This window comes from Streptomyces sp. NBC_00775 (assembly GCF_036347135.1).
In the GTDB taxonomy this organism is placed as follows: domain Bacteria; phylum Actinomycetota; class Actinomycetes; order Streptomycetales; family Streptomycetaceae; genus Streptomyces; species Streptomyces lutosisoli.
The window spans coordinates 5,437,396-5,453,189 of the sequence record NZ_CP108938.1; the positions used below are offsets into that span (position 1 = coordinate 5,437,396).

Annotated in this window: 11 protein-coding genes and 1 tRNA gene; 3 read left to right on the forward strand and 9 right to left on the reverse strand. The window is 67.8% G+C overall.

All coding sequences use genetic code 11. The annotated features are described in order from the left end of the window. Window positions 1-1,412 precede the first annotated feature (1,412 nt). The 9 genes from OIC96_RS24225 to dnaA all read right to left on the reverse strand — a co-directional run bounded on the left by OIC96_RS24225 (window position 1,413) and on the right by dnaA (window position 14,505). A tRNA-Ile gene (locus tag OIC96_RS24225) sits at window positions 1,413-1,489 on the reverse strand. 123 nt (window positions 1,490-1,612) lie between these two features. Then, window positions 1,613-2,362, reverse strand: a complete 750-nt coding sequence (locus tag OIC96_RS24230) for a DUF3566 domain-containing protein (RefSeq protein WP_330305813.1) — start codon at window positions 2,360-2,362, stop codon at window positions 1,613-1,615. 18 nt (window positions 2,363-2,380) lie between these two features. Next, on the reverse strand, window positions 2,381-4,975 hold the full coding sequence (gyrA, locus tag OIC96_RS24235) for a DNA gyrase subunit A (protein ID WP_330305812.1): 2,595 nt from the start codon (window positions 4,973-4,975) through the stop codon (window positions 2,381-2,383). Window positions 4,976-5,017: 42 nt separating this feature from the next. Continuing rightward, window positions 5,018-7,081 carry a DNA topoisomerase (ATP-hydrolyzing) subunit B gene (gyrB, locus tag OIC96_RS24240; protein WP_330305811.1) on the reverse strand — a complete coding sequence of 688 codons (2,064 nt, stop codon included), beginning with the start codon at window positions 7,079-7,081 and terminating at the stop codon, window positions 5,018-5,020. Between the two features lie 328 nt (window positions 7,082-7,409). After that, the gene (locus tag OIC96_RS24245; RefSeq protein WP_330305810.1) at window positions 7,410-8,009 is read right to left on the reverse strand and encodes a DUF721 domain-containing protein; all 600 of its coding nucleotides are present in this window, start codon (window positions 8,007-8,009) and stop codon (window positions 7,410-7,412) included. Beyond that, window positions 8,006-9,127: a DNA replication/repair protein RecF gene (recF, locus tag OIC96_RS24250; protein ID WP_330305809.1), complete on the reverse strand. Its 1,122-nt coding sequence runs from the start codon at window positions 9,125-9,127 to the stop codon at window positions 8,006-8,008. The genes OIC96_RS24245 and recF overlap by 4 nt, the downstream gene beginning before the upstream one ends. A 168-nt stretch (window positions 9,128-9,295) precedes the next feature. Further along, window positions 9,296-10,171 (reverse strand): phosphogluconate dehydrogenase (NAD(+)-dependent, decarboxylating), encoded by an 876-nt coding sequence (gene gnd, locus OIC96_RS24255; protein WP_327430090.1) that lies wholly within the window; start codon window positions 10,169-10,171, stop codon window positions 9,296-9,298. A 162-nt stretch (window positions 10,172-10,333) separates the two neighbouring features. Further along, window positions 10,334-11,464, reverse strand: a complete 1,131-nt coding sequence (gene dnaN / locus OIC96_RS24260; protein ID WP_330305808.1) for a DNA polymerase III subunit beta — start codon at window positions 11,462-11,464, stop codon at window positions 10,334-10,336. 992 nt (window positions 11,465-12,456) lie between these two features. Continuing rightward, complete coding sequence (dnaA, locus tag OIC96_RS24265; protein WP_330305807.1) at window positions 12,457-14,505, reverse strand: chromosomal replication initiator protein DnaA; 2,049 nt, start codon at window positions 14,503-14,505, stop codon at window positions 12,457-12,459. A gap of 398 nt (window positions 14,506-14,903) precedes the next feature. Here dnaA and rpmH point away from each other — a divergent pair, with 398 nt between their 5' ends. From rpmH to yidD, 3 genes are read left to right on the forward strand one after another with little or no spacing between them, the layout of a single operon-like run. After that, window positions 14,904-15,041, forward strand: a complete 138-nt coding sequence (gene rpmH, locus OIC96_RS24270; RefSeq protein ID WP_006381191.1) for a 50S ribosomal protein L34 — start codon at window positions 14,904-14,906, stop codon at window positions 15,039-15,041. An 18-nt stretch (window positions 15,042-15,059) separates the two neighbouring features. Next, window positions 15,060-15,431, forward strand: coding sequence for a ribonuclease P protein component (gene rnpA, locus OIC96_RS24275; protein ID WP_327430087.1), 372 nt, complete (start codon window positions 15,060-15,062; stop codon window positions 15,429-15,431). Further along, window positions 15,428-15,793 (forward strand): membrane protein insertion efficiency factor YidD, encoded by a 366-nt coding sequence (gene yidD, locus OIC96_RS24280; protein WP_054236429.1) that lies wholly within the window; start codon window positions 15,428-15,430, stop codon window positions 15,791-15,793. The genes rnpA and yidD overlap by 4 nt, the downstream gene beginning before the upstream one ends. Window position 15,794: the final 1 nt, after the last annotated feature.

Here is a 15,794-nt window from a genome sequence, read left to right on the forward strand (position 1 = left end):
CCGAGCACGGTCACGTGATCCGGATCACAACTCCCCATCGCGGCTGAGCAGTTGCCTCCCCCCGCACAAGCAGCCTTGTTACCCTTGGCCATAGCCCGATCGCTGGTGCATCCCCCGTCGCCAGCGGTCGGGCGTTTCCGTGTCTTGCGCCGCCTCACGAGTCCGTCATGGTCATGAACGGTGAGGATGCCTTCGCAGATCGCGGGACGCGGTGGCAAAACAAAGAGCGGGCGCTTCCCACCAGGGAAAACGCCCGCTCTTCTTGATCTTCTGATGTGGGGCTAACAGGATTTGAACCTGTGGCCTCATCCTTATCAGGTCGATCAATGGGAGTCTCCGTCGTCGGGCAACTCGCCCCGCGCCTCGACGGACTGTCCGCCAGGGTTCGGGTTCAACCGCCTCGGTCCGCCCTTGTTGGTGTCAAGCACTGATGTCACCGACGAGGCGTGCCCTTGACAACCCCAACTCAGCGCACTAACTCCCGACACCAAGCAGGCTTCCAAGCTCGAGGTCCACCGCACGTGCTGCCGCACTCACAGGTCCGCCGACGATCGGGATGTTGTCGGCTGTCGCGGCCCCCGAGCTGAGGACCGAGACAGGGACGCGCTTGACGTTCACCAGGTTCAAGACATCGGTGGCATGAGCGGTCCCGGACAGGGTGAGCGCAGCCCCCGCAAGGCCGAGAATCGTAAATGCGCGCTTTGTGTTCTTCATGCGCTGCGAACGATCATCACGCTCAGGGGGTTACGTCCGACCGCCCGGCAGAAGAGACACCCCCAAGCTCCCCACTTCCTCAACTTACGTCTGGGGGTTGGTACCTGCGACGGCACCCCACGCATCGCCTCTGAGCTGAGGGAGAGCGGCCGGCAACTGGCGTCGTCTGTCGGCGTCGACCGCTGTCGGACGGCCCACAGACGGCCCGGCCCAGGGCCCGGATGAGACTCTCGCCGCACCTCCCAACCGAGGATGGGTACGGGCGTGGGTGGGCATCGTCATCTCATGTATCAGGTGCTCATAGCAGGCCTCGCCATAGCCGCCGTGGTCCTCTCGGGGCTAGTCGTGGTGGTCCTGGCGCTGACTGTCAGAACGTGGGACGCCTGGTGGGCCAGATCGGCCCACGCCTTGGTCTTCCTGGCGGCCGCGGCGGCCGTGGCGTTTGGGATCCACTGGGGAATCCATGCCCTACCGCGGGACGGATGCGTGCACCATCCATGCGTGACCGCGCCCGGCGACTAGTCGGCACGGGCCTGGGAAGTCCGTCCGCTGCTCCTGCTCCCTCGGCTCCCACCGCCCCAGCAAGACGCCAGCCGACGAGCGCTGTCCGCTCCACGCGCATGAGGCGGCACAGGCCGACTGATGTCAGCCGTAAATGTCAAAGACCCCCAACCATGATCGGTTGGGGGTCTTTGCACTGGTGGGGCTAACAGGATTTGAACCTGTGGCCTCATCCTTATCAGGGATGCGCTCTAACCAACTGAGCTATAGCCCCGCCGCGCTTTGCGGTGTGTGTCCCGCGCGCTGACCTCTGAAGATTAGCGCACGACGCGGCCAGTCCCAAAATCGATAGTCGACGACCGGCAGCCAGGGCGTTTGAGAGGCGGCTGCCCCGCGGCTACTCGTCCTCGGCCAGCGTCAGCTCGACGCCGCCGACGAAGCCGGCGGAGAGGTTGTAGATGAACGCGCCGAGGGTCGCCAGGGCCGTCGCGAGGACGACATCGATGACCGCGATGACCGACGTGAACATGAGGACGTGCGGGAGCGAGAGGAAGGACTGGAGGTCGAATCCGTTGGATTCGTTCGAGCCCGTCGCCTCCGAGATCGTGCCGCCGACCGTCGAGAAGACGCCCATCGCGTCCATGACCATCCACAGCACCGCGGCCGCCACGATCGTGCAGATGCCGAGCGCGATGGAGAGCAGGAAGCTGACCTTCATCACCGACCACGGGTCGGCCTTGGCCACGCGCAGTCGCGCCTTGCGCGTGCGCGGCGTCGTACGCGCGCCGGTGCGCGGCCGACGGACCGCGCCCGACGGCGGCTGCTGGGCCGGGTACGCCTGCGGCGGGTGATACGGCTGCGCGGGCTGCGGCTGCCGCTCCCCCGGCAGCGGTGAACCGGGCGGCGGGCTGCCGGGCGCCGGAGCGCCGGGCATCGGTGAACCCTTCGGCGGCGCTCCGGGCGCCGGGTGCGCCCCCGCCGGGGCCGCCTGCCCGCCCGCGTACTGCTGGGCCTGCGGGCCTCGGGTGTCCGTCACAGTTCCCCCCTGGGATCCATGAGAGTCATGGGAGTCAGTCGCATCAGTGGCGGGGCCACGGCCGCCGTCCGTTTCCGTACCGGTCGACCCGGCACCCGTGGCTCCGCTCACGATGACTCACTCCTCGCGCTACTCGGCCGAGGACGGCTCGCCCTCGTCCGTACCGACGACCTCAACGCCTTCGGCGGTCTCGTCCACGGCGTCCTCGCCGTCGACTTCTTCCGCCTCGCGACCGGCCTCGGCGTTACGTGCGATACCGACCACGGCATCGCGCTTGCCCAGGTTGATCAGTTGGACGCCCATGGTGTCACGGCCTGTCTCCCTGACCTCGTTGACTCGCGTACGAATCACACCGCCGGACAGTGTGATGGCGAGGATTTCGTCGGTCTCCTCGACCACCAGCGCGCCGACGAGGGACCCACGGTCCTCGACGATCTTGGCGGCCTTGATTCCGAGGCCGCCGCGACCCTGGACGCGGTACTCGTCGACGTTGGTCCGCTTCGCGTACCCACCGTCCGTAGCAGTGAACACGAACGTACCGGGTCGAACAACATTCATCGAGAGCAGCTGGTCTCCCTCACGGAAGCTCATGCCCTTGACGCCCGAGGTCGCACGGCCCATGGGACGCAGCGCGTCATCCGTCGCGGTGAACCTGATCGACTGCGCCTTCTTGCTGATCAGAAGCAGATCGTCTTCGGCCGAGACGAGTTCGGCTCCGATCAGTTCGTCATCAGATCCGTCCTCCGTCTCGCGAAGGTTGATCGCGATGACGCCGCCGGAGCGGGGCGAATCGTAATCCTTGAGAGGCGTCTTCTTTACGAGGCCGCCCTTTGTGGCCAGGACCAGGTAGGGCGCCGCTTCGTAGTCACGGATCGCGAGGATCTCGGCGATCGCCTCGTCCGGCTGGAAGGCCAGCAGGTTGGCGACGTGCTGACCGCGCGCGTCACGGCCGGCGTCGGGGAGTTCGTACGCCTTCGCGCGGTAGACGCGGCCCTTGTTGGTGAAGAACAGCAGCCAGTGGTGCGTCGTCGACACGAAGAAGTGGTCGACGATGTCGTCCTGCTTCAGCTTCGCGCCGCGTACGCCCTTGCCGCCCCGCTTCTGCGAGCGGTAGTCCTCGGTCTTGGTCCGCTTGATGTACCCGCCACGCGTGATGGTGACGACGATGTCCTCTTCGGCGATCAGGTCCTCGATGGACATGTCACCGTCGAAGGGCACCAGCTTGGAGCGACGGTCCTCGCCGAACTTGTCGACGATCGCCGTGAGTTCCTCGCTGATGATGGAGCGCTGGCGCTCCGGCGAGGCGAGGATCGCGTTGTACTCGGTGATCTTCGCCTGGAGCTCGTCGTGCTCCTGGATGATCTTCTGACGCTCCAGGGCGGCCAGTCGGCGCAGCTGCATCTCGAGGATGGCGTTCGCCTGGATCTCGTCGATCTCCAGGAGGCCCATCAGGCCCTCGCGCGCGATCTCGACGGTGTCACTGCGCCGGATCAGCGCGATGACCTCGTCGATGGCGTCCAGGGCCTTCAGGAGGCCACGCAGGATGTGCGCGCGCTCCTCGGCCTTGCGCAGCCTGAAGCGCGTACGCCGGACGATGACCTCGATCTGGTGCGTCACCCAGTGGCGGATGAACGCGTCGAGCGACAGCGTGCGCGGAACGCCGTCCACCAGCGCCAGCATGTTGGCGCCGAAGTTCGACTGCAGATCGGTGTGCTTGTAGAGGTTGTTCAGGACGACCTTGGCGACCGCGTCCCTCTTGAGCACGATCACGAGCCGCTGGCCCGTGCGCGAGCTCGTCTCGTCGCGGACGTCCGCGATGCCGCCGACCTTGCCGTCCTTCACCAGGTCGGCGATCTTCTGCGCGAGGTTGTCGGGGTTGGTCTGGTAGGGGAGCTCGGTGACCACCAGGCACTGGCGGTTCTGGATCTCCTCGACCTCGACGACCGCGCGCATCGTGATGGAGCCACGGCCCGTGCGGTACGCCTCCTCGATGCCCTTTCGGCCCACTACAAGGGCGCCGGTCGGGAAATCGGGGCCCTTGATGCGCTCGATCAGGGCGTCGAGCAGCTCCTCGTGGCTCGCCTCGGGGTTCTCGAGGTACCACTGGGCGCCGGCCGCGACCTCGCGGAGGTTGTGCGGCGGGATGTTGGTGGCCATGCCGACCGCGATGCCCGCCGAGCCGTTGATCAGCAGGTTCGGGAACCGGGCCGGCAGAACCGTCGGCTCCTGGTTGCGGCCGTCGTAGTTGTCCGTGAAGTCGACGGTCTCCTCGTCGATGTCACGGACCATCTCCATGGACAGCGGCGCCATCTTGCACTCGGTGTAGCGCATGGCGGCGGCGGGGTCGTTGCCCGGAGAGCCGAAGTTGCCGTTGGAGTCCACCAGCGGCATCCGCATCGACCACGGCTGCGCGAGACGGACCAGCGCGTCGTAGATCGAGGAGTCACCGTGCGGGTGGTAGGTGCCCATGACGTCACCGACGACACGGGCACACTTGTAGAAGCCCTTCTCGGGCCGGTAGCCGCCGTCGTACATGGCGTACAGGACGCGGCGGTGGACGGGCTTGAGACCGTCCCGTACGTCGGGCAGCGCACGCGACACGATGACGGACATCGCGTAGTCGAGGTACGAGCGCTGCATCTCCGTCTCGAGCCCGACGGGCTCGACGCGCAGGGTGATCTCGCCGCCTTCTTCAGGCGTGCTGGGAGTGTTCTCGTCGGCCATTGCTGGTGAAGATCCTTTCTGCTGCGGTCAGCTGAGACCGACTCAGATGTCGAGGAAGCGGACGTCCTTGGCGTTGCGCTGGATGAACGCGCGGCGGGCCTCGACGTCCTCACCCATGAGGACCGAGAACAGGTCGTCGGCCTGGGCGGCGTCGTCGAGCGTGACCTGGCCGAGGACGCGGTGCTCCTGGTCCATCGTCGTGATGCGGAGCTCCTCGGCGTTCATCTCACCGAGGCCCTTGAATCGCTGGACCGAGTCGTCGCGGATGCGCTTGCCGGCCTGCTTGCCCAGCTCGATCAGCGCGTCGCGCTCGCGGTCCGAGTACGCGTACTCGAAGTCGTCCCGGCCCCACTTGATCTTGTACAGCGGGGGACGCGACAGGAACACGTGTCCGGCCTCGACCAGCGGCCGCATGAAGCGGAACAGGAAGGTCAGCAGCAGGGTGTTGATGTGCTGGCCGTCGACGTCGGCGTCCGCCATCAGGATGATCTTGTGATAGCGGAGCTTCTCGATGTCGAAGTCCTCGTGGACTCCGGTGCCGAAGGCCGAGATCAGCGCCTGGATCTCCTGGTTCTGCAGGATCTTGTCGATCCGCGCCTTCTCGACGTTGAGGATCTTTCCTCGGATCGGGAGGATCGCCTGGTACTGGGGGTTACGGCCGGACTTGGCCGAGCCGCCGGCGGAGTCACCCTCGACGATGAAGATCTCGCACTTGGTGGGGTCGTTCGACTGGCAGTCGGAGAGCTTGCCCGGCAGCGACGCCGTCTCCAGCAGACCCTTGCGACGGGTGAGGTCGCGGGCCTTGCGGGCCGCCACGCGCGCGGTGGCCGCCTGGATGGACTTGCGGATGATGTCCGCGGCCTCGTTCGGATTGCGGTCCAGCCAGTCGTTGAGGTGCTCGTAGACGGCCTTCTGGACGAAGGTCTTCGCCTCCGTGTTGCCCAGCTTGGTCTTGGTCTGGCCCTCGAACTGCGGCTCGCTCAACTTCACCGAGATGATCGCGGTCAGACCCTCACGGATGTCGTCACCGGTGAGGTTGTCGTCCTTTTCACGCAGCAGCTTCTTGTCGCGCGCGTACTTGTTGATCAGCGAGGTCAGCGCCGCACGGAAGCCCTCCTCGTGCGTACCGCCCTCGTGGGTGTGGATGATGTTGGCGAAGGAGTACACGCCCTCGCTGTAGCCGCTGTTCCACTGCATCGCGACTTCGAGGGACAGGCTCTTGTCCTTGTCCTCGGCCTCGAGGTCGATGACGGTGGGGTGCACCACGTCTCCCTTGCGGGAGTTGAGGTACGTCACGTAGTCGACGATGCCGCCCTCGTAGTGGTACGTGACGGACCGGACCTCGTCCTTCTCGTCCGCACCCGCCTCGTCCGCACCGGCCGTGGCCTTCGCCACCTCGCGCTCGTCAGTGAGTTTGATCGTCAAACCCTTGTTGAGGAACGCCATCTCCTGGAAGCGCCGCGAGAGCGTCTCGAAGGAGTACTCGGTGGTCTCGAAGATGTCCGGGTCGGCCCAGAAGGTGACCGAGGTACCGGTCTCGTCCGTGGCCTCGTGCTGGGCGAGCGGGGCCGTCGGGACGCCCAGCTTGTAGTCCTGCGTCCAGCGGTAGCCGTCGGTCCTGACCTCGACGGCGACCCTGCTGGACAGCGCGTTCACGACGGAGACGCCCACGCCGTGCAGACCGCCGGAGACCGCGTAGCCGCCGCCGCCGAACTTGCCGCCCGCGTGCAGGACCGTCAGCACGACCTCGACGGCCGGCTTGTTCTCGGAGGGGACGATGCCCACCGGGATGCCGCGGCCGTTGTCGATGACGCGCACGCCGCCGTCGGGGAGGATCGTGACGTCGATCGTGTCCGCGTGGCCGGCCAGCGCCTCGTCGACCGAGTTGTCGACGACCTCCTGCACGAGGTGGTGCAGACCGCGCTCACCGGTCGAGCCGATGTACATGCCGGGTCGCTTGCGGACCGCGTCCAGACCCTCGAGGACGGTGATGGCGCTGGCGTCGTACGAGGCTGTGACCTCGCCGTTGGCGCCTGCGTCGGTGGACGGGATGTTCTCGTTGGGGTTGCCGGAATCGGCCACGAAGCGCCCTTTCTGGCACAGCACAAGCCAAGCTCCCGGCGGGTGGCCGGAGCGGCTGCGGCGTGTTGCGTTGGTAAGCCTTTGTCAGCGTTGCTCGGTGCGTCCCACAAGTGGGGCGGGATTAGCTTCCAGTCTACCGGTAGCGCCGACAGTGATGGGGGTTTGCCGGTACCTGAGTCCGCATGTGCCGCCCTGAACCGGTCTCACCCGACTCCCCATATGCGGACCCGGGCTCAAAGAGGCTTACAGCGGCACTCAGCGCTTCCGGGTGTCAACCCTTGGCTACTGCGGAGTCAGGTCGGCGTTCGCCACCGCGCGCACTCCCGCACAGCGGCCCTCGATGTGACCCGGCTCACCCATAGGTGTCGCCGGGACCCGTGCTCCCAGGGGCGCGCAGGGGCCCGAAGCGGCGCGGGGGACCCCCAGGGCCCTGCACCTTGATCAGCCGCACCGTGCCGTGCCCGAGATCCTGGTTCAGCCGCGCGACCAACTGCGGGGCGAGCAGGCGCAACTGGGTCGCCCAGGCGGTCGAATCGCACTGCACCGTCAGCACCCGCTCGGCCGGATCGTCGTCGTACCGCAGCGGAACACAGTGCTTGGCCAGGTCATCGCCGACGATCTGCGGCCAACGGCCCATCACACCGCCCACCGCGGCCGGGGTCTCCCAGCCGCGCTCGGTCAGCAGCCGGTTGATGGCGGCGCCGAGCGCCATGGGGTCGCGCCCGTCGGCGCGCGCGCCGGAACGCAGGCCCCCGCCGCGCCGCGCCTGCTTCTTCTGCTGCGCCGCGTCCCCACGCGCGCGTGCCTGCTCCTTCGCGGCACGCAGGGCCACGCGCGCGAGGTCGACGCCGGAGGGCTCGGGAGTCTTCTTCTTGGCCGCTTCGCCCGACTTCCCGGGCGCTTCGCCGGGTGCGCCTCCGGGAACGTTCTTTTCCGGTGTGTTCTCCGTCATACGCGCTCCACCGTCCCCTCGGACACGACGTACCGCGTCCCCGCCAGTACGCCCGGTACGTCGTCGTCGACCGCGGCGGTCACCAGCACCTGCTCGCCCGAGGCGACGAGTTCCGCGAGGCGTTCCCTCCTGCGCGTGTCCAGCTCCGCGAACACGTCGTCCAAAACCAGCACCGGCTCATTGCCCTCGGCCCTCAGCAGGTCGTACGAGGCCAGGCGCAGCGCCAGTGCGTAGGACCAGGACTCGCCGTGGGAGGCGTATCCCTTGGCGGGCAGCTGACCGAGTTTGAGAAGCAAATCGTCTCGATGGGGTCCTACTAGAGTCACGCCCCGCTCGATCTCCTGCTTGCGGACCTCGGCGAGCGCCGCCATCAGCTGCCCGTACAGGTCCTCGCGGGTGTGTGCCTCGCCGGGCGCGGACGGCTTGTACTCCAGGGTGACGGGCCCGCCGCCGGGCGCCAGCTGCTCGTACGCCTTGTCCGCCAGCGGCTGGATCGCGGAGACCAGGTCGAGCCGCTGGGCGAGCAGCTCGCCGCCCACGCGCGCGAGGTGCTGGTCCCACACGTCGAGCGTGGACAGGTCCATCGTGCGTCCGCCGTGCCGCCGGGCCAGTGCGGCCGACTTCAGCAAGGTGTTGCGCTGCTTGAGGACCCGGTCGTAGTCGGAGCGGACGCCCGCCATCCGCGGGGAGCGGGCCGTGATCAGCTCGTCGAGGAAACGGCGCCGCTCGCCGGGGTCGCCCTTGACCAGGGCGAGGTCCTCGGGCGCGAACAGCACCGTTCGTACGATGCCGAGTACGTCACGGGGTCTGACCTGCGAGGACCTGTTGATGCGGGCGCGGTTGGCCTTGCCCGGGTTCAGCTCCAGCTCGATGAGCTGCTGACGCTCGCCCTGGCGGACATTGGCCCGGATGATCGCGCGGTCGGCGCCCATCCGTACGAGAGGCGCGTCGGAGGAGACGCGGTGACTGCCGAGGGTGGCGAGATAGCCGACCGCCTCGACCAGGTTCGTCTTGCCCTGTCCGTTGGGGCCCACGAACGCGGTGACGCCCGGGTCGAGCGGGACCTCGACCCGGGCGTACGAGCGGAAGTCGGCCAGCGACAGATGCGTGACGTGCATGGTCGTTCGCCGACCTCCCCCAGCGTGGTGTTTCGGGTTCTCCCCGCCGTCCGGGTCGGCCCCGGGCGGCGGTTCCTTCCCCGATGACCGGGGCTGGCCCGGCCGTCAGGTTTTTCCCCGGCTGTGGACAACCGGGTCACCCCGGGTGTGGAGAACCCGGGGCGCGGATCAGGCCTTCTCGACCGCGTGGCCGCCGAACTGGTTGCGCAGCGCCGCGATCATCTTCATCTGTGGCGAGTCGTCCTGCCGCGAGGCGAAGCGCGCGAAGAGCGACGCGGTGATCGCGGGCAGCGGCACCGAGTGGTCGATGGCGGCTTCCACAGTCCAGCGGCCCTCGCCGGAGTCCTGTGCGAAACCCTTGAGCTTCTCCAGGTGCTCGTCCTCGTCCAGCGCGTTGACGGCGAGGTCGAGCAGCCAGGAACGGATGACCGTGCCCTCCTGCCAGGAGCGGAAGACCTCGCGCACGTCCGTGACGGAGTCGACCTTCTCAAGGAGCTCCCAGCCCTCCGCATACGCCTGCATCATCGCGTACTCGATGCCGTTGTGGACCATCTTCGAGAAGTGGCCCGCGCCGACCTTGCCGGCGTGCACCGAGCCGAAGTCGCCCTCGGGCTTGAGCGCGTCGAAGACCGGCTGGACCTTCGCGATGTTCTCCGCGTCGCCGCCGTACATCAGCGCATAGCCGTTCTCCAGGCCCCAGACGCCGCCGGAGACGCCGCAGTCGACGAACCCGATCCCCTTGATGCCCAGCTCGACGGCGTGCTTCTGGTCGTCCGTCCAGCGCGAATTGCCGCCGTCCACGACGACGTCGCCCGGCTCCAGCAGGGCGGCCAGCTCGTCGACGGTGGACTGGGTCGCGGCACCGGCCGGGACCATGACCCACACCACGCGCGGGCCCTTGAGCTTGCCCACAAGCTCTTCCAGGCTGTGGACATCGGCGACGTCCGGGTTGCGGTCGTATCCGATGACGGTGTGGCCTGCGCGGCGGATCCGCTCGCGCATGTTGCCGCCCATCTTGCCGAGGCCGACGAGACCGAGCTCCATCAGTTGTTCCTTAGGGGTTGCGACGTGGCGTGAGGGCACTCTCGTACCTGTGACTGAGCCTAAACCCGGACGCTCACGCACACCTGTGGGCATAGCCGCTCAGACGTACACCCCACCTGCGGATTCGCCCGCCGGGCCCTGCGGACCGGCGGGCTCGGGAGCTCAGCCCGACAGACGCACCGGCATGATCAGGTACTTGTAGGCCTCGTCCGCCTCGGCGTCCATGGCGGGCTTGCCGCTCAGCAGCGCGGGCTTCGTGGACGTCGTGAAGGAGAGCTGGGCCACCGGCGAGTCGATGGCGCTCAGGCCGTCGAGCAGGAACGTCGGGTTGAAGGCGATCGAGATGTCGTCGCCCTCCAGGTGGGCGTCAACCCTTTCCACAGCCTGTGCGTCGTCGCTGGAACCGGCCTCCAGGATCAGCACGCCCTGCTCGAAGCTGAGCCGCACCGGGGTGTTCCGCTCGGCGACCAGGGCCACGCGCTTGACGGCCTCCACGAAGGGGGCGGTCTCGATCACGGCGATGGAGTTGAACTCCGTCGGGAACAGCGTGCGGTACTTCGGGAGGTCGCCTTCGAGCAGACGGGTGGTCGTACGCCGCCCAGCGCCCTCGAAACCGATCAGGCCCTCGCCCGCGCCGGAGCCGGACAGCGCCAGGATCACGCTGTCGCCGCTCGTGAGGGCCTTGGCGGTGTCCAGGAGCGTCTTGGCGGGCACCAGGGCCACCGCGGACGCGTCGGGGTTCTCCGGCTTCCACAGGAACTCACGGACCGCGAAGCGGTAGCGGTCGGTGGAGGCGAGGGTGACCGTGTCGCCCTCGATCTCGATGCGCACGCCGGTCAGGACGGGGAGCGTGTCGTCACGCCCCGCCGCGATGGCCACCTGGGCGGCGGCCGAGGCGAAGACCTCACCGGGGACGGTGCCCGTCGCCGACGGCATCTGCGGCAGCGCCGGGTATTCCTCCACAGGCAGGGTGTGGAGTGTGAATCGCGAGGAGCCGCAGACCACGGTCGCTCGTACACCGTCTGTGGAAATCTCCACCGGCCGGTTGGGAAGGGCGCGGCAGATGTCCGCGAGGAGGCGGCCGGAGACGAGGACCGTGCCCTCTTCGTCGACCTCTGCGTCCACGGAGACTCGTGCCGAGACCTCGTAGTCGAAGCTGGAGAGGCTCAGGGCACCCTCCTCGGCCTTCAGAAGCAGGCCGGCGAGCACAGGCGCCGGCGGACGGGCCGGGAGGCTGCGTGCCGCCCAGGCCACTGCCTCCGCGAGTACGTCGCGTTCCACCCGGATCTTCACCGTTGCCGCCTCCGTCTGTTGCCGGCGCTCTCGCCCTGCTGGCCTTCGTCGTCTGACTCGGTGTCGTTCAGCCCTGTGGCGGGAAGGACACCGGGGACCAGTCTGACGCACCGCACTGACAGTCGGTGCCCCTCGGGGTCAAGTCGTGCCGAGCGGCACTGGAGCCTCCGAGCTCGAGTTGTGCACAGCCCCGTCTTCGAAGCGATTCCCAGGCTCTCTCTAGTTGGTCTTAGTAGTAGGGCCTGTGGATACCGTGGATAACCGCGTTTTCGCAGGTCAACAGGGATTTTTTGTCCACTGACCCTGTGGGCGGAGGCGGTGGACAACCCCGGGTATCTGTGGACGACGAAAAGTTCTGCACACTCGATGCACAGCCCGGGGCGACTTCTCCCCAGCGCCGTCCCCAGCTTTACCCGCGTTCCCCACAGGCCAACCGGACACCTTGGTGTGACGCCTTTCACTCGACACGGTGAGAGGGCGCGTCGCGTTGCCGAACAGTGGACAGGGGTGTGGAGAAGCTGGGGATCACTGGGGACAACTGACGCCGGCCTGTGGGTTGCCGGTGGACAACTCCGTGCACACCCTGTGGATCTTTTCTTCGTCCACAGTCTGTGGAGAGTCTTCGTCCACGAATCCACAGGGGGTTGACCTGGTCTGATGGTCTTTCAACAGTGCCCCCTGTGGACACGATCGGGACAACTTTCCAGTCCCCAGGGTGTGGACGTCAGAAAGTCACCGAATCTGTGGAGAGTGGCCGTAACCGTGCTCGTATTCGAACAGTGGGTGTCGTTCCGGTAGCGGTCACGAGAGGCGGGAAGCCCTCGGTACGCGTCCGAGAACGGCGAAAGGCGCCCTCGGGACGGGTACGGGCACGGGTTCGGCACGGGTTCGGGAGCAGCGAAAGGCGCCCTCGGGAAGGTGTCCCGGGGCGCCTTCAGCGACGTACGACTGGCTCTGGCGGCGGCTCTGTCTCGGCTCCGCAGCCGGCTCTGTCAGCCGTTCTTGATGCGGTTGGTGAGCTCGGTGACCTGGTTGTAGATGGAGCGGCGTTCGGCCATCAGCGCGCGGATCTTGCGGTCGGCGTGCATGACGGTCGTGTGGTCGCGGCCGCCGAACTGCGCGCCGATCTTCGGCAGCGAGAGGTCCGTGAGCTCGCGGCACAGGTACATGGCGATCTGGCGCGCCGTCACCAGGACGCGGCTGCGCGAGGATCCGCACAGGTCGTCCACCGTGAGGCCGAAGTAGTCGGCGGTGGCCGCCATGATGGCCGGCGCGGTGATCTCCGGGGACGAGTCCTCGCCGCCGGGGATCAGGTCCTTGAGGACGATCTCCGTCAGACCGAGGTCCACCGGCTGCCGGTTGAGCGACGCGAACGCCGTCACCCGGATCAGCGCGCCCTCCAGCTCGCGGATGTTGCGCGAGATCCGGGACGCGATGAACTCCAGCACCTCCGGCGGGGCGTTGAGCTGCTCCTGCACCGCCTTCTTACGAAGGATGGCGATACGGGTCTCCAGCTCGGGCGGCTGGACGTCCGTGATCAGACCCCACTCGAAACGGTTGCGCAGCCTGTCCTCCAGGGTCACCAGCTGCTTGGGCGGCCGGTCGGAGGACAGCACGATCTGCTTGTTCGCGTTGTGGAGCGTGTTGAAGGTGTGGAAGAACTCCTCCTGCGTCGACTCCTTGTCCGCGAGGAACTGGATGTCGTCGACCAGCAGGATGTCCATCTCCCGGTACCGCTTGCGGAAGCTGTCGCCCTTGCCGTCGCGGATGGAGTTGATGAACTCGTTGGTGAACTCCTCGGAGCTCACGTACCGCACGCGCGTGCCCGGGTAGAGGCTCCGCGCGTAGTGCCCGATCGCGTGCAGCAGGTGCGTCTTGCCGAGCCCCGACTCCCCGTAGATGAAGAGAGGGTTGTACGCCTTCGCCGGTGCCTCGGCGACGGCGACCGCGGCGGCGTGCGCGAAGCGGTTGGAGGCGCCGATGACGAAGGTGTCGAAGAGGTACTTCGGGTTGAGGCGCGCGGTGGGCTCGCCCGGACCGGATGCCGGCGCGGGCTTCGCGGCCAGTGGGCCGGGCGAGCCGCCGACGGAGGACTGCGGGGGGCCGCCGCGGTGCATGCCGCCGCCCGAGGACGGCTCCTGAAGGTCGCGGCGGTCGGGGCGCTGGTCGTAGTCGGAGCGTGGCTGGTCGTAGTCCTGGCGCTGCTGCTCGTAGGGCGGGCGCTCCATCGACTGCGGCCGGTAGTCCTGCGAGGGCGAGGCGTACGGGTCACGCTCGGGGAAGCCGAGGCGCTGCTGCTGCCAGCCGTAGTCGTCCTGGGAGTGCCGCGGCCAGGCGCCCGGCTCGGGGCGCTGGTAGTCCGGGTAGGCGGGGCGGGCGGTCGGGAGCTGGTCCGGACGGCCGGACGGCAGCTGGTCGCCGGGGGCACCGGGGAGCTGGTCGGAGCGGCCGCCCCGGTGGTCGTCGGCGCGGTGGCGGCCGTACCCCTCGTAGCCGTCGCGGCGCTGTGGGTCGTAGCCGCCGCGATCGTCGCGGTTCGGGGATTCGTAGCTGTTGCGTTCGTCGCGGTTCGGGGATTCGTAGCCGTTCCGCTCGTCGCGGCCCTGGCCGCCGTAGGGGTTCCGCTCTTCGCCGCCCTGGCCGTCGTACGCGTCGCGACCCTGGCCCGGACCGCTGTCGTACGTGTCGCGGCCCTGACCGGAGCCCGAGGGGAGCTCGGGCTCCTCGTACCGGGAAGGGGCGGGCGCGGGGGCAGGCGGTTCCCCGGCGGAGTCGTCGACGGTGATCGCGATGCGGATCGGGCGGCCGCACTCACGGCTCAGGGTCTCGCTGACGATCGGCGCGAGGCGTCCTTCCAGTACGCCCTTCGCGAACTCGTTCGGGACGGCGAGCAGGGCGGTGTCCGCGACCAGGGCCAGCGGCTGGCAGCGCTTGATCCAGTGCTCGTCCTTCACCTCGACACCCTGACCGCGGCCTTCACCGAGGAGTTGTTCCAGTACTCGTGGCCACACTGCGGCAAGATCGGCAGGTACGTCGGCCACAGGGCACGCTCTCTCACGGGTCCCACGAACGTGTGGTTCTGGGAACAGGTTGGGAAGTCAGTCGGGTGGGGCGGGGGGAACAAAACCGCTGGGGCGGTGGGAAGGGAACGAATCGGAGTTCAGCCACGGTAGTCAGAGCGACCGCTGCGGTTCAAGTTGTTGTCCCCAGCCTGTGGATAGTGTCTCGTGCGAGAGGCTGGTTTGACCGGATGGCGTAGCCCCGCGTACCGTGACCAGGTCGAGTTGTCGATGGCTGCTGCCGCCTGCCTCCGATGGGCACAGGTCACGTCAAGTGATCGGGAAGCGGTGCACTCGGGCGTAATTACGAGCTACTCGTGGGCGCACGGTGACAGCCAAGGCGGCACCCCGCCACCACCGATTCTTTCTGGAGCCCCCGAGTGAGCAAGCGCACCTTCCAGCCGAACAACCGTCGTCGCGCCAAGACCCACGGCTTCCGCCTGCGGATGCGTACCCGTGCCGGCCGCGCGATTCTCGCGAACCGCCGTGGCAAGGGTCGCGCGAGCCTGTCCGCCTGATCACTTACAGGTCATGACGTGCTGCCTACCGAGCATCGGCTGAGGCGGCGCGAGGACTTCGCGACCGCGGTACGCCGAGGACGCCGGGCCGGACGCCCGCTCCTCGTCGTCCACCTTCGTAGCGGTGCAACGGACCCGCACGCGCCTGGGGAGAGCGCTCCCCCGACGCGTGCGGGTTTCGTCGTGAGCAAAGCCGTGGGCGGAGCGGTCGTGCGCAACAAGGTGAAGCGCAGGCTTCGCCATCTGATGCGTGACCGAGTCGCCCTGTTGCCCCCCGGTAGCCTGGTAGTCGTACGAGCGCTGCCCGGTGCGGGCGACGCCGACCATGAACAGCTGGCCCGAGACCTGGATGCCGCCCTTGAGCGGTTGCTGGGAGGGGGCGCGCGATGAAGTACCCGCTGCTGGCTCTTATCAAGCTGTACCAGTGGACGATCAGCCCGCTGCTCGGGCCGGTGTGCAAGTACTACCCGTCGTGTTCCCACTACGGCTACCAGGCCATCGACCGGCACGGTGCGATCAAGGGAACGGCACTCACCGCCTGGCGCATCCTCCGGTGCAATCCGTGGTCGCTGGGCGGTGTGGACCATGTCCCGCCGCGCAAGCGTCCGCGGTGGCACGAAATGCTGCGTAACGCCTGGCGTGCACGCAAGGGCGGGAACTCCGCCGCCGAACCGGCCATCGAAGGGCACGGTATGTCCGACCATCCCTCGAGCCCGGCCGCCGAGACCCCGTCCCATGCTCAAGGAGCCTGAT